This is a genomic window from Enterococcus sp. E5-162 (assembly GCF_035725965.1).
GTDB classification, from domain to species: Bacteria; Bacillota; Bacilli; order Lactobacillales; family Enterococcaceae; genus Enterococcus_B; species Enterococcus_B lactis.
In genome coordinates this window covers 139,056-153,207 of record NZ_JAPRFV010000004.1, presented here as the reverse complement: position 1 = coordinate 153,207, position 14,152 = coordinate 139,056, and the positions used below count along the sequence as shown (strand labels likewise).

General features: G+C 37.6%; 13 protein-coding genes. 10 read left to right on the top strand and 3 right to left on the bottom strand.

The features are described 5' to 3' along the window. Positions 1-24 precede the first annotated feature (24 nt). Positions 25-297 (top strand): hypothetical protein, encoded by a 273-nt coding sequence (locus OZZ83_RS05725; protein WP_002310043.1) that lies wholly within the window; start codon positions 25-27, stop codon positions 295-297. Positions 298-311: 14 nt separating this feature from the next. Next, positions 312-1,235, top strand: a complete 924-nt coding sequence (locus OZZ83_RS05720; protein ID WP_002316811.1) for a LacI family DNA-binding transcriptional regulator — start codon at positions 312-314, stop codon at positions 1,233-1,235. Positions 1,236-1,350: 115 nt separating this feature from the next. Here OZZ83_RS05720 and OZZ83_RS05715 read toward each other — a convergent pair whose 3' ends face one another. Next, positions 1,351-2,103 (bottom strand): MerR family transcriptional regulator, encoded by a 753-nt coding sequence (locus tag OZZ83_RS05715; RefSeq protein ID WP_002310046.1) that lies wholly within the window; start codon positions 2,101-2,103, stop codon positions 1,351-1,353. A 220-nt stretch (positions 2,104-2,323) separates the two neighbouring features. Between OZZ83_RS05715 and OZZ83_RS05710 the strand changes: the two genes are divergently transcribed. Next, complete coding sequence (locus tag OZZ83_RS05710; protein ID WP_002310047.1) at positions 2,324-2,680, top strand: DUF1827 family protein; 357 nt, start codon at positions 2,324-2,326, stop codon at positions 2,678-2,680. A gap of 359 nt (positions 2,681-3,039) precedes the next feature. On the opposite strand, the gene OZZ83_RS05705 is transcribed toward OZZ83_RS05710, so the two are convergent. Beyond that, positions 3,040-4,581: a helix-turn-helix domain-containing protein gene (locus OZZ83_RS05705; protein WP_002348292.1), complete on the bottom strand. Its 1,542-nt coding sequence runs from the start codon at positions 4,579-4,581 to the stop codon at positions 3,040-3,042. A gap of 442 nt (positions 4,582-5,023) precedes the next feature. Here OZZ83_RS05705 and OZZ83_RS05700 point away from each other — a divergent pair, with 442 nt between their 5' ends. From OZZ83_RS05700 to nadE, 7 genes are all read left to right on the top strand, one after another. Beyond that, positions 5,024-7,807 carry a hypothetical protein gene (locus OZZ83_RS05700; protein ID WP_278023431.1) on the top strand — a complete coding sequence of 928 codons (2,784 nt, stop codon included), beginning with the start codon at positions 5,024-5,026 and terminating at the stop codon, positions 7,805-7,807. Between the two features lie 74 nt (positions 7,808-7,881). Then, complete coding sequence (locus OZZ83_RS05695; RefSeq protein WP_002310050.1) at positions 7,882-8,178, top strand: hypothetical protein; 297 nt, start codon at positions 7,882-7,884, stop codon at positions 8,176-8,178. After that, complete coding sequence (locus OZZ83_RS05690) at positions 8,168-8,740, top strand: hypothetical protein (RefSeq protein WP_002316807.1); 573 nt, start codon at positions 8,168-8,170, stop codon at positions 8,738-8,740. Before OZZ83_RS05695 ends, OZZ83_RS05690 begins: the two co-directional genes overlap by 11 nt. 23 nt (positions 8,741-8,763) lie before the next feature. Further along, a complete protein-coding gene (locus OZZ83_RS05685; RefSeq protein WP_002320369.1) occupies positions 8,764-9,387 on the top strand; it encodes a hypothetical protein in 624 nt (207 codons plus the stop codon). Positions 9,388-9,493: 106 nt separating this feature from the next. After that, on the top strand, positions 9,494-10,522 hold the full coding sequence (locus tag OZZ83_RS05680; RefSeq protein WP_002310054.1) for a DUF916 and DUF3324 domain-containing protein: 1,029 nt from the start codon (positions 9,494-9,496) through the stop codon (positions 10,520-10,522). Between the two features lie 308 nt (positions 10,523-10,830). Further along, a complete protein-coding gene (locus OZZ83_RS05675; protein ID WP_002314112.1) occupies positions 10,831-12,303 on the top strand; it encodes a nicotinate phosphoribosyltransferase in 1,473 nt (490 codons plus the stop codon). 11 nt (positions 12,304-12,314) lie between these two features. Then, on the top strand, positions 12,315-13,139 hold the full coding sequence (nadE, locus tag OZZ83_RS05670; RefSeq protein WP_002310056.1) for an ammonia-dependent NAD(+) synthetase: 825 nt from the start codon (positions 12,315-12,317) through the stop codon (positions 13,137-13,139). A gap of 74 nt (positions 13,140-13,213) precedes the next feature. On the opposite strand, the gene OZZ83_RS05665 is transcribed toward nadE, so the two are convergent. Further along, the gene (locus OZZ83_RS05665; protein WP_002310057.1) at positions 13,214-14,104 is read right to left on the bottom strand and encodes an ArsR/SmtB family transcription factor; all 891 of its coding nucleotides are present in this window, start codon (positions 14,102-14,104) and stop codon (positions 13,214-13,216) included. Positions 14,105-14,152 lie beyond the last annotated feature (48 nt).

Genomic DNA, 14,152 nt, shown 5'->3' with positions numbered 1-14,152 from the left:
AAAGTATCAAAAGGAGGGCTTGCAATGAATACCTATGTAGAGATAACAGATGGCACAACGAACAAATATTTTTATGCGTTTGTCGAGTTTAAGGGATCCATATTAACGTTGTACAGTTTTCAAGGGCTGAATAAGAATATAGTAAAAGAAATACCGATGAATGAAATCGAAACGTTGACAAAAGATATATATTGGGGTGGACAGCGGATCAGTTTTTCTCATGATGGAAAAATGTATCAGTTTTTTGAATGCGGTCCAGCTGTGGTAGACTATTTACAAGAAAATCTTTTTGTATAGGTGGCGAAGCAGCAGTGGCAAATATTCGAGATATCGCAAAGCTCACAGGTTATTCAGTTTCTACTATTTCACGTGTGATCAATGGACATCCATATGTAGATGAGGAAAAAAGGAAAGAAATACTTGCGGTCATGAAAGAAGTCGATTATATCCCTAATGCAAAAGCCAGACAGTTGAGTTATGGAAAAACGAAAAGTATCGGAGTAATCTTGCCTTATACCAACCATCCGTACTTTGATCAGCTGATCAGTGGGATCATTGAAGAGGCGTTTGACTATGATTACAAAGTGACGCTTTTACCGACGGGTTATCAGAAAGAAAAAGAGCGAAGCTATCTTGAAGAATTTGCAGCTAAAGCGTTTGATGGATTGATCATCACATCTCGTGCCAATACACTAGAAGATTTGCTAGATTATCAAAAATATGGTCCTCTAGTTTTTTGTGAAGAAATCAAGGAAAAACAGGCAAGTTGCGTCTTTATTGATCGAGAACAATCGATTACAGAAGGTCTTTCTTATTTGAAGCAGCAAGGGGTAAAACGATTGGGCATCACATTGGGGCGAAGTGGCAGGCTGAGTTATAATTCAAAGATTACTTTGCAACTATGTCGTCGACTTTTTCCGTTTTTTGATGAGTCACTTGTTTTTTGGGATTGCATAGATGCAGAGAAAGGAAAACAAGCAGGTATCTTTTTTAAAGACCATAGAGTTGATGGGGTCTTTACAAATTCGGATATGGTCGCAGCAGGCATCTTGCAAAGCTATCTGCAAGATAAGGTACCAGTGGTGATTGGACGCGATAATTTGCTGATCAGCGAGCTTCTTGGCTTTCCAACGATTGATCACCATCTGGAAGCTTGCGGAGAAATGGCTTTTCAATTGTTTCTTACAGAAAAAAAGGATAAAGTGAAAATACCTTACACGTTTATTCAGCGCTGAATTTTGGCAAAACACTTGTAAAAAATGAATCAGACACCAAATGTTAGTATAAAAAATCTAACTTTGGTGTCTGATGTTTTGTTGTTCGGTCGTTTTTGTCGGATCATGTAAACTGTTATGCCTTTTTTTGGATGATTTCATTTAATGCTTTTGCTGCACCATGACCACTTCGTTCGTCATAATATGCAGTGAATCGTTCATCGGCTTCGTACATCATCCCTAATCCTTTATGCGCTTCCGGCTGATATTCAGACCAGCTGTAAGATAACCACTTCTTATGAGCTTGAAAGATGCGATCTGCTAAGTTTTCATCTGTAGGAGCTTGTAAATAAAGAGTGAGATCAGCTAACATCTGCTTTTCAACAGTTTGCATTTCTTCATACGTTTCTTTATCCATATTCATCCATTTTTCGTTGGATGCTGTAACCTTTTCTTCCCCGTATTTTTGTCGAATCTCTTGTCCATAAGTTTCTTCATTTTCTTTCAATTTTTGTTGTTTGAACCCTTCAAATTTTTCTTTATCACTCATTTTTCTTCCTCCTTCGTATCTATCAAGTGTTTGTTGGACAGTTGCCAAGAGGATGTCGATTTGTGCCCGTTTTTCTAGAAGCATCTGCTGATGTTCGATTAAAGCTTTCTGGTGGTCAAAATGCGGATTATCTAAGATTTCTTGAATATCCTCCAACTTGAATGCCAACATTCGATAAAATAAGATATGTTGCAGACGATCGACTTCTTTTTTGCCATAAATCCGATAACCTGAGGAATTGATCCTAGCTGGCTTTAGCAGTCCAATCTCATCATAAAAGCGCAAGGTTCTCGGACTGACTCCTGATATCTCTGACATTTTCTTTATCGTGTATTCCATTATTTTTCCTCCTGACAAATGTAAGCATAATCCTTTACGTAACGAGAAGGTCAAGAAAAAAGTGTATTTTTTTCTCATAAAATTATGTTATACTATTAAGTGATAAAAGGTAAATCCTTTTGTTTTTAAAGGTTCAATTGTAACCGATTCCTTAATGTTGGGAACAACGGGGAATATATGGGATTGAATCTAAATCGACTATATAGAAAAGAGGAATGAGATGAAGCTAATCGAAACACCTGTGAATAGTAATTTAAATATTAAGACATTTTATCCTAAAGTAGTAGAATTCTTTTTTGGGAATACGGCCATTAATTATTACAAATTATTTTCGTTAGATCGGACACAGTTGCTGCTAGTGGACACATATGACAAAAAGCAAGTTGTGATGATCAATACGAAGAAAAAAATCACAAGGCAAGAAATCGACTATGCGATTCATCACGTTTTAAAAATGACACGGGAAGATGTCAAAGTCCATATAGGAGTGAAACAGGAGCTGGAACGTGCCGGAATACAATTCAAACGTCCAAATAAAGATATTGTAGTTGTTGAACAAAAAAATACGATGGATTGATGTCCTAACGACTAATCATCTTTATGCTAAATCGCTCCATCTTTATGATGTATACAGTAAAAAAGAGGTTGCGAAAAAGCTGTTCTGCATCAAGTAATAAGAACAGCCAAACAAAAATAGTTCGTCATATTTTTTGTTTGGTTGGGCTTATTACCACAGATGCAAGCTTTTGAGCACCGTTTAAGGAAGAGGTTGTGAAAACAGCGTTTTGACCTGTGTATTAGAGAAACAAACGGAAAAATAGTTCCTCATATTGTGCCGTTTGTTGAGCTAATACCCAGGAGTTGGCAGGAGAACACCGTTTATTTGGGAAAAGGGACTGTGACAGACTTTTGTCGCAGCCCTTTTTTGCAATCCAATTATACGAACAATTGTGGTTTAATTGACGGCAGCTTTTTTCTTTCAGTTTTTTTTAAAAGCAAGTGAAACTTCTTATTTTCATGAGCTTTTTTCAATTCAAGGTACAACTTGACATAATCTGTCTTTCCCTCCAAAAAATTCACTACATAATAACTTCTATCCGTTTCTTTGGGCATAAGATGTACAGAAGAGACAATCAGAAAATCAATGGGTTGTATTTCTTCATAGGATAATTCCTTCAGTTCGATAAAGGACAAGTCTTTTAAAAAATTCTTGATATCTTGGGTAAAAAAATAATTCGTTTCCATCACTAAAGAAACTTGTAACTTAGTTGAATTTTCATTGTCCTCGCAACATTGCAAAGTCAGCCATGCAAATATTTCAGCTAAATCGTTGCAGCAAATAGAAAGCCATTGATAATTATGTCGCCGCCCCATCTTATTCAAGAAGAAGGTAAAATGCTCTTTTAAATAGTAATAACTTGATGACTTCTTTTTATGAAAATAATTCATTAGAAAGAAGAGTGTCGGAACACGCTTTGGAAAAAGATAATAACAAAAAAGAATATTAAATAAATGAAGGTGAACAATTTGATTGTGTTGAAAAACACGGTCATCAGGAAAAATCTCAGTTTGCCAATAATTGTCAAGTTCTTTCAATAATGAAGAAAGCAACTGTCCTTTTTTGTCGAATATGTCTAAAGCTTCATTAAGAGTAGGATTCTCATATTGAAAGGTCGGTGCATAAAACACCATAAATTGTGCAAAACGAAATTCACTATCTTGATGAGAGGAGGGAATAGAAAAATGTTCACCAAAAAGGCATTTTATTCGATGATCATTACTAAAAACTGCTTCGCTATAGCGAGGGTCATCCTCTACATAGTGACCTTGTGCAATCCGCTGAGTGGTAATCCCAGCAAAAAGACAAACTTCTTTTTTTCCTACGAAACTCCAATTTAAAGATGTATGCTTAGTAAGTTCAGCCAATTTTTTTAATAACTCAGATTTTGAGACGTAAAAAGCATAATCTTCATTTCCACGAGAAGCTGCCCAAAGAATATTGAATAATATCAAGCGAATCAAGCGTTCGTCTCCTTTGAAAGATAATTGACTGCGATTAAAAATGACATCGAATTCCTGTACATAATCGGCTAATGACTGCAGATGCCGCATAGCAGAAGCACGACTAATGAAATTTTCTTGGCAGAATTTCATCAGATTTTTCTCTGGATAGAAAAGAGAAGATTTGATTGCGCGATAAGGGAGGCTCTGCTGGATAAGATAGGAATAATAATAATCATAGTTTAAATCAGTTGGCAGGTTCTGGTTGATCTTGTTTTTTGACAATAATTTGAATCCAGAAAAGCAAAAGTCATCAAATTCATTCTCCATTTCATTCAATATATTTTTTACGACACTAGAAGATAAATCAAGTTTTTTACTGATTTCTTTGATAGTTAATTCATGTTGCTCCTCCAATAGATGAAAAATTGCTAACTTGCGGCGTTCTTTCTGGGTAAACACAATATTGAAAAACATAGGACCTCCTTTTTGATTGCTTATTTCTTTAATTAATTAAAAATACAAATATTTTATAAACTATTATTCAACTCCAGATCATTTCTAGATACCTCTTCATTTTTCTTTATATCCGCTTAAATTATATTTTTCTCATTTTTTTGGTTTTATTTCCTTTTTATTGTCTCAAATTTGAACGATAAATACAATTTATTTGAGAAAACACTTCCATTGTTTATAGATTAATGTTTTTTTATTAAGTTGATTGCTACCTTTTATTATGTATTTAATGGATGTTTACGGTATTTTTTTTGTTATTATATTTTTTAGCACCCTCTTTCTAATGTGTTTGCAATCTTATTTTAATTAAGTTAAATTTTAGTTATCGGATAAAAGATGAGAACGACTATATCGGAGCTTTTTGAAAAAATCTCACTAATATTCAAGAAGGGGAAGAGAGGAAATGAAAAAAACGAAAACTGTCTCGCATTATGGCAGTGTAGTTTTTATGGTTGCTGTCCTATTTTTATCGCAACTTGCGGGACTGTCGCAGATCACTTTTGCCAAGACTGAGTCTGAAAAAGTAGTAGCTGATGAACATGCGAATATTGTGATCGATTACGAAATGGATGAGGAACTGAAGCAGATACAATGGAGTATGACATATGAGAAGCATGCAAAAGATGAAGCTGAATATCAAATGCAATTTAAGCTGGAAATAGTTGAACACGAAGGATTATTACTTAGAGAAAGCATTCAGGAAATCGAACGTACCTTTGGAAAAGTAGGACCAGTTGATGAGGAATGGTACTACGCAGGTGATTTTTCTTCGGAGAATGAGAGAATTGAAATCATTTTTAAAAGCCACATAGTAGAAGAGTATAATCAATATCATCTAAAAATCACGCCAAGGCTAATGAAACAAACAGAGGATGAATTAGTAGAAGTCTTGATCGGAGACCAAGAAGAATATACTGTCGTGGTAACTTTACCAGAAAATATCACAGCATCTGAAACACAAGAAACAAGTGAGCCTTCTCCAGAGATTTCTAAAGAAGTAGAATCAGCAGAAATCCCAATAGACGATTCAATAGAAGAATCAAAAGCAGAAGCGGAAGAAGTCGGAGTCTATGCAGCTCCTAATATGTCAGATCCTACTCTAAATGGGGCCTACGATGATGCGATTCCGCTAAATAGTTTGTTTACGATCCCTGACTATTTAACGATTGTACGAAATGTTCCAAATTTTGTGGACAATAACAAAAGTATCCAGATGACGCCAAATCATATTTTAACTGCACTTTATAATCGAGGACATATGGTTTCAAAGAGTCAAAATACGATCAGATTTTCAAACTTGATAAGAGATATCCGGTTCACTAGCTATATGTATTTTGATACGGACACAGAAGGGATCTCCTTTTTCTTACATGATGGGAATCCTACGAGTTTGTTATACAGCCGACGAGGAATCCACAACAAATATGATCCCACTGTGGTTATGAACCATGACGCAAAAGCACTGGGTGCCTATAAACATAAAGATCCTATTGGTCTATTTGACATTGATCGGCACATGGCAAATGCAATGGTCCTTGAGTTCGATAATCAAGTATCTACAGGTCCATTAGGAAATCGAGATAAATTTGGAGATCAAGGTCTTTCTGGTGCACATATTGCAGTGGCTCCTTCCGATAGTCCTGCTACCAAAACTCTTATAAAAGATTTTGAAACAAATAATGCCTTTGTGACAGGTAGTTGGTGGCAATTGGATGTCAACATTACTCCAACAGGGATCCTTCGCTTTTTGATGACAGATTTACGAGACGGCGGATATGGAACAACAACAGGCGAGATCAATATCAATGACTATTTTTCCAATCTCCAATCAAAAAATCTTTATTGGGGATTTGCTGCGACGGCAACTTATACTAAAGATAATTACACGACATTGTTTATGACAGAGCCAAATTTTGATATTCAAGGTGAACTAGTCCATGAGATAACGATGCAAGGACAAGGGGGAGCAGAAAATGTGAGTGGTCAGACAGTTGCTGCGGATACAGAGTTGGAACATACGGTTACTTTTTACAACGAAGAGGGAGACGGTAGTATATTCCTTACTCCTAGTAATGATAATGGTCTCTCGATTTTAACTTCTGATCTGGAAGAAAGTAAATCGAACCCTTTCAAATTTACGGATATGGTCCCGATAAGTGAGTATCAGCCTTATTTTACTTATCAAACTATAAGTAATAATGACGAGATCATAGAGCATCGAGTAAATGCGATGTATGATGACTCTCTACAACGCTTTTATCCAATAGAAACTATCGAGATAGAAGTAGGTACAGTATTGAAGTTGAATTATAAAACAAAAGTAAAAGCAGAATTCCCTGGGTATGAGGATCATGATGTCTATGAACGAGTATCCTTCAGGGGAAGAAGTCTTTCTCCAACAGGCAGTTACTATGATACACAGGTGGAACAAGCCGTTCAATATGCGATCCAGCGTGAGCCCAATACCCCACCGGAATTAGCGAATCTAAGAACGGTAGATGGACAAATGGCTGAGAAAACTACGTTTACTGATTTCAAAGAGCGATTTCGTTTTGCTTTTGATTATGGTGACGGTGATTTGGACCGTTTGTATTATAGTGTGTGGATCAATGGAGAAGTTCTTACCGAAAATCAAATGCTCCTCAATGCACGAGAAGAACTTCAAACACTTAGATCAGCAGCATTCACGATCGACATAAAAGATCTAGAGGGGGTCTTTCAACGAGATGAAAATACGATTACTGTAACGCTCACTGATAATCGTATTGATGAACCGCTTATTTTGGAAGAGAGTTTTCAGGTGGAAGGTTATCTGGGATTTGAATTCGTGACAGAAGAATACAGCTGGAAGTATGCTCGATCACAATTGCCAATGAACAGACAAGCACAAGCACGTGAAGAAAGGATGCGTGTTGTTACTAGAAACACATTGAATACATCGGATTCATATAAAGTAACCGTATCTGCTGAAGAACTAAATCATGTGGATATGCAACATGCGATTAGTGAAGGGTATCTTGTGTTCAAAAATGAAATGGGAGAAATCGCACTTTCTGCTTTAACACTGGAAATTGATAAGGTTTATGAATTTTCACAAGAAGAAGGCTTGTTACTGCGCCTAAACAGTCAAGATAGAACAGGAGTATATTCTGGAACGATCACGTGGAAAATTGAAGATGTGTTATAGCAAGAAGCTAGCTTTGAAAGGGGGGGATCGTATGGCTGGCTAGATACTAGAAAAAAAGTGGAAAGGAGAAAACAATGAAATCAAAAAACCGATACTGGATGATTTCTGTTCTTCTTCTACTCCTGTTCTCGTTATCGATGCCAGTGGTGAATGCTGCTACCCAAGCTGGTGAAACGCATGCAGTCATAGAAATCAATGAACGGGAGATAGGAAAGCAGACTGAAAAGGGAGAAGAAAAACAGAAAAGCAGTTTTCCAGAGGCAAATGAAGCAAAGGCAGGATTGATTTCATTTGTTGGGACGCTGTTGATTATCGGCGTTATTTTAGTCTATCGTCATCAAATACGTGGAGGCGAAAAACATGAAAAATAGATTTTCGCTAGCGTTATGGAGTGCATTATTCATAGGAATGTTTAGCTGTTCTTCTGCTGTTCACGGACAGACCGAGGGTGCGACTTCTCTGAAAATCGTTCCTTTGAATGAACAATTTCCACGGATGTTATACATTGATGATTTACTGTTCGTATCGCGCTATACAGATGAACACAATCAAATCCATCGAGAGAGCAACGATTTATCGATTACCTTTCTTGATTCTCGAAAAGAGAGCACAGAATGGCAACTACAACTGAAAACAGAAGACTTCCGTTGTAAAAAAGATGGCCATCTTTTGACTGCCGATTATCAATTAGGCAGAGGAATGTTCAGCGGAAAGAACGAAGAAGCTGTCAAAGGATTGGAAGCTTTCGAATATGATCACCAAGATGCAGGAAAAGAGTATCGTACGATCATCCAGTCAACAGGAAACAAAGAACGTGGAATCGTTACATATACGATTCCTGGCGAGCAGTCAACACTCACTTTTCCTGAGGGGACATCTAGTGGTCATTACTACTCGAAACATTATTGGCGATTTGTGAATGCAGAATTTTGATGAGAAAAAAAGGAGGACAAAAAATGAAAAAATTAGTAGGGGTTTTAAGTACAAGTGCGATGTTATTTACATGTTTTGCACCAACAGTCATGGCAGCAGAATTTGGTGAACCAATGGATGGAACGACTAGAGTGGAGATTACTGACTTTTTAGTAGTGGATGATCTTCCAACTTACCCAGGGATTTTTACACTCGATGATGTTCCTGATATCGATTTTGGTGAACATACGGTGGCGCAAATCAGCGCAAATACAACTGTCAATGGTACTTTTGATGGCGCATTGCAAGCTTCCGATTTTCGTCCGCTAGAAGCCAGCAAAACAGAAGCTTTAGAATTGATCAGCGAATACACTGGTGTTGAAGATACAACAGAGCTGACAGCAGCTTGGGAGAATGCTGTAGTTGCGGGAGACTGGGTATTGACAGTCAGTGCAACAAACTTAACAGATGATATTGCTTCTGCTCTTACGATCAATGGAGAAAATGTATTAGAATCTGCAACAACTCTTCCGATATCTTATGTTTCCGGTACATTTGATCATATAAATGAGCTCACATCAGAAGCGCCAACACTAACAGTCAAAGCGAATACACCGGTTGGAGAGTATACTGGTACAGTTACTTACACAGCAGTGGATTCGATCTAACAGCAGTATTTCAAGTAAAATAATTTGTTTTACTTGTAAACAACCGCAAAAGGATGGAGCGGATAAGCTAACTCCATCCTTTTTACATAAAATGGAGGGATGAAAAGTGAGACGACATTTAGTATTGGTTTTGATAACTTTATTAATACAGCTAGTTTTTCCTGGAATCGTCGTTTTTGCTGATGAAAATCATGGAGCAGACTATAGTGTCCATCCTATTTTACCGGACAATCAGCGAGAAGGACGTTCATTCTTTGATTTACGAGTAGAACCTGGAACAAAACAGACATTACAGATCCAGATCAATAATTTTTCTGATCAGGAGCAAACGTATTTTATCAATGTCAATACAGCTCAGACAAACGGAAACATAGTGATTGACTACGGACAAAATGAATTACCAGAGGAGTCAATCGTTCAGCAACCCATCTGCACATTGGTCGATTATCCAAAAGAAGCAGTGATCCCAGGGAATAAAGCAGGAGTCGTTACTTTAGAAGTACAAGCACCTGATACTTCCTTTGATGGAATCTTATTAGGCGGGATCCAAGTGAAAAAAGATTTTTCAGCTGAAAAAGAAGAAAGTAATCAGCCTTTTTTTAGCGAATACGCTTATGTGGTTGGGTTGATGATGAGCGCAAATGACAAGGAAGTTGTGCCGGATCTGAAGTTGAATGAGGTACGTTCCGAAGTGATCACCAACAATGCTGGTGTGGTTGCTGTGCTAGAAAATCCTCAACCAATCAATATCAAGGGAGTGACCGTTGAAGCAACTGTTCATTCAAAAGGACAGGAAGAACCGATAATGACACGAAAAATCGAAAATGGTGGTATTGCTCCTGAATCAGTTTTTGCTATGCCTATTTATCATGGGGAAGCTGGAAATACGAAACCTTTAGAATCGGGGGATTATCAACTTTTAGTCGAAGCACAAGATGAGACAGGGCAAAAGTGGTTGCTGACAAAAGACTTTACGATTACGAAAGAACAAGCAAACTCAGTCAATCATGAGGTTTTTACTGTAGAAAATAATACAAATTCTTTGTTGTATATCATTATCGGGGCCCTAGCAGCGGTTCTTTTAGTCGGTGGTTTCTATGTATATCGCAGAGGAAAGAAATTCCGCAGAAGGTGATTCATATCGAATATTAAGTGAAATCTGGTTTATAAGAAGTAGCAAAATTAAGAGTAGGGGCTGTGACAAAAGTCTTGTCGCAGCCCTTTTTTCCGGATAAACGGTGCTCAAAAGCTTGCATCTGCGGTAATAAGCCCAACCAAACGAAAAATAGGAGGAGCTATTTTTGTTTGGCTGTTCTTATTACTTGATGCAGGACAGCTTTTTCACAACCTCTTTTTCAGAAAATAATGAAGATTTCTTTTCCTATCAATTTTTTTTGTTATAATGGGTAGGAAATGAAAACTTGCCAAGAGGAGTAATACAACATGAATAATACTTACCCAGACGACAGTTTGACGCTGCATACGGATCTATATCAAATCAATATGATGCAGACATACTGGGAATTAGGTCGAGCTGATTTACATGCTGTTTTTGAATGTTATTTTCGAGAAATGCCTTTTAGCCACGGGTACGCGGTTTTTGCAGGATTGGAACGGTTAGTCAATTATTTAGAGAATCTGACGTTTAGTGATTCCGATATTGCTTACTTACGTGGCTTAGAAGTCTATCCTGAGGGTTTTTTGGAGTATTTACAAAATTTTGAATTTAAAGCAACGGTTCGTTCTGCTCGTGAAGGTGAATTAGTTTTTGCAAATGAACCATTGATCCAAGTGGAAGGTCCTTTGGCACATTGTCAGTTAGTAGAAACAGCACTGTTGAATATGGTCAATTTCCAAACGTTGATCGCGACAAAAGCAGCTCGCATCAAATCTGTGATCGGAGAAGATCCGCTCTTGGAATTTGGGACTAGACGAGCGCAAGAATTGGATGCGGCAGTTTGGGGAACTAGAGCGGCATATATCGGCGGAGCAGATGCAACAAGCAATGTACGTGCTGGAAAGATATTTGGGATACCAGCTAGTGGGACTCATGCGCATTCGTTAGTCCAATCTTATGGAAATGATTATGAAGCATTTATGGCGTATGCTAAAACCCATAAAGACTGTGTGTTCTTAGTCGATACTTATGATACGTTGAAATCAGGTGTGCCAAGTGCAATCCGCGTAGCAAAAGAATTAGGTGATAAAATCAACTTCCAAGGCGTACGTATCGACAGTGGAGATATGGCCTATATATCTAAGCGTGTTCGGGAACAATTAGATGCAGCTGGATTTACGGAAGCAAAAATTTATGCTTCGAATGACTTAGATGAAGCAACGATTTTGAATTTAAAGATGCAAAAAGCTAAAATTGATGTATGGGGTGTCGGAACAAAACTGATCACCGCTTATGATCAGCCAGCCCTTGGTGCAGTATTCAAACTAGTATCAATCGAAGATAGCGAAGGAAATATGGTGGATACGATCAAGTTATCAAGCAATGCGGAAAAAGTGACAACTCCAGGAAAAAAACAAGTATGGCGTATTACTCGAAACTCTGATGGGAAATCTGAAGGAGACTATGTCACATTATGGGATGAGGATCCTCGAGAAGAAGAAGCTATCTTTATGTTTCATCCAGTGCATACGTTTATCAATAAAACTGTTCGGGATTTTACCGCTCGCCCCGTTTTACAAGATATCTTTATCGAAGGAAAAAGAGTATACGAACTACCCGTGCTAAACGAAATCAAAGAATATACAAAAGAAAATCTAGATTCACTGTGGGAAGAGTACAAACGAGACTTGAATCCGCAAAAATATCCGGTCGATCTATCTACTGAATGCTGGAACCATAAAATGGCTACGATGGAACGAATGAAAAAAAGTGTAGCAGAACTTCATACAGAAGCATAGGAGGAGAATAAATGAGCCTGCAAACAGAAATCATCCATGAATTAGGTGTCAAACCAACAATTGATCCAACAGAAGAAATTCGTAAAAGTATTGATTTTATGAAAGCTTATTTGAAAAAATATCCGTTTCTTAAAACCTTTGTATTAGGTATTAGCGGTGGTCAAGATTCTACTTTAGCAGGTCGTTTGGCGCAACTAACGATGGAAGAAATGCGTGAAGAAACGAAAGATGAAAGCTATCAATTTATCGCTGTTCGTCTTCCTTATGGTGAACAAGCAGATGAAGAAGATGCAAAAGCTGCTCTTGACTTTATCCAGCCCGATGTTAGTCTGCGAGTAAATATCAAACCTGCTGTTGATGCACAAGTACAAGTATTAAGTGAAGCAGGTGTGGAAATCAGCGATTTTAACAAAGGAAATATCAAAGCACGACAACGAATGATTACACAATATGCCGTAGCCGGAGAAAGAGCAGGAGCTGTATTAGGGACAGATCATGCTGCAGAAAACATCACTGGCTTTTTCACGAAATTTGGTGATGGAGGAGCCGATATCTTACCATTGTTCCGTTTGAACAAACGGCAAGGGAAACAATTGCTTCAAGCATTGAATGCACCGGAAAAGCTATACACAAAAATTCCGACTGCAGATCTTGAAGATGGAAAACCAATGATTGCGGATGAAGTCGCACTAGGTGTTACGTATAACGAAATCGATGATTATCTAGAAGGAAAAGAAGTTCCCGCTCAAGCACAAGAAAAAATCGAAGCGTGGTGGAACAAGACGCAGCATAAACGTCATTTGCCAATTTCTGTTTTGGATGATTTTTGGAAATAACAATAAAATAAAAAAACAGCCGTCCCTTCATAGGGATTGGCTGTTTTTGCTTTATAAAATAGAAAAGAAAACTATCAGCTGTAGTAAACTTTTAATTTGATATCTTGGTCGTAATTACCGAATCCTTTACCAAATAAAGTACAGCCACCTACATGTTCGGCATCTTCTTTCACTTCGATTCGCAAATGCCAAGTATCTTGATCTTTAGGGATGTCATTGATCGTGATGTCTGACAAAGGTTCCCCATTCATATTTGTCAAATGTTTGGTGATTCGGATCGTCTTCAGCAAGCCGTATTGATTAAGATTATCTGGATACCAATCAGGCGTATATTTCCCGCGGATATCAGCAAAATCTCCAGGGCTCGTCCATGTTCCTAGCTCTACGCCATTTAGGCTGAAAGTGATATCGGAAGGCCAATTGTCATTTGAAAAAGGAAATTCAGAAGAAATTTCCACAGAAACTTCCAACATTTCTAATGTATCCTCTGCATTCAAAAAATTAGGTGACTGATACTCGACAAACCCGCTGGTAAACCAGAGGATACGAGCATCCATCCTTCGAGGATCCACAAAATAGCGTGGTTCATCCACTTTTCCGATAAAGTCATGGATCGTCGCTAAACCACATGTCGGTTCAATTGCATAATTCGTATAGTGACCAATAGGTATCGATGTTTCTTTCGTGTCAAAAGCATTGAATATTTTTTCTGGGAAACTGATATCTATTTTATCGACACGAAGGCTCGAAATTTTTTGTTGTCCTATTTTCTCTGTTTTGATGATGTTCGCTTCTTCTAACTTTTTCACGTGCATCGTCGTGATCGCGCTGCTTACTCCAAGTTCTTTTGCCAAATCTTTGACATTCATCTTCTTTTTGGAAAGCAACTGAATGATCCTGATTCTTGTCTTGCTAGCTAATGCTTCATATACCGGTAAGGATTCCTCGTTTATTTGTAGTTGCATATATATCACCGCTTAAAAGGTTTTTCTTCTATATTAACATATTTATTA

Coding starts and splice junctions, on each gene's coding strand:
- OZZ83_RS05685 (WP_002320369.1), top strand. CDS start 8,764: ATGAAAAAATTAGTAGGGGTTTTAAGTACAAGTGCGATGTTATTTACA.
- OZZ83_RS05710 (WP_002310047.1), top strand. CDS start 2,324: ATGAAGCTAATCGAAACACCTGTGAATAGTAATTTAAATATTAAGACA.
- OZZ83_RS05665 (WP_002310057.1), bottom strand. CDS start 14,104: ATGCAACTACAAATAAACGAGGAATCCTTACCGGTATATGAAGCATTA.
- OZZ83_RS05700 (WP_278023431.1), top strand. CDS start 5,024: ATGAAAAAAACGAAAACTGTCTCGCATTATGGCAGTGTAGTTTTTATG.
- nadE (WP_002310056.1), top strand. CDS start 12,315: ATGAGCCTGCAAACAGAAATCATCCATGAATTAGGTGTCAAACCAACA.
- OZZ83_RS05715 (WP_002310046.1), bottom strand. CDS start 2,103: ATGGAATACACGATAAAGAAAATGTCAGAGATATCAGGAGTCAGTCCG.
- OZZ83_RS05725 (WP_002310043.1), top strand. CDS start 25: ATGAATACCTATGTAGAGATAACAGATGGCACAACGAACAAATATTTT.
- OZZ83_RS05690 (WP_002316807.1), top strand. CDS start 8,168: ATGAAAAATAGATTTTCGCTAGCGTTATGGAGTGCATTATTCATAGGA.
- OZZ83_RS05705 (WP_002348292.1), bottom strand. CDS start 4,581: ATGTTTTTCAATATTGTGTTTACCCAGAAAGAACGCCGCAAGTTAGCA.
- OZZ83_RS05675 (WP_002314112.1), top strand. CDS start 10,831: ATGAATAATACTTACCCAGACGACAGTTTGACGCTGCATACGGATCTA.
- OZZ83_RS05695 (WP_002310050.1), top strand. CDS start 7,882: ATGAAATCAAAAAACCGATACTGGATGATTTCTGTTCTTCTTCTACTC.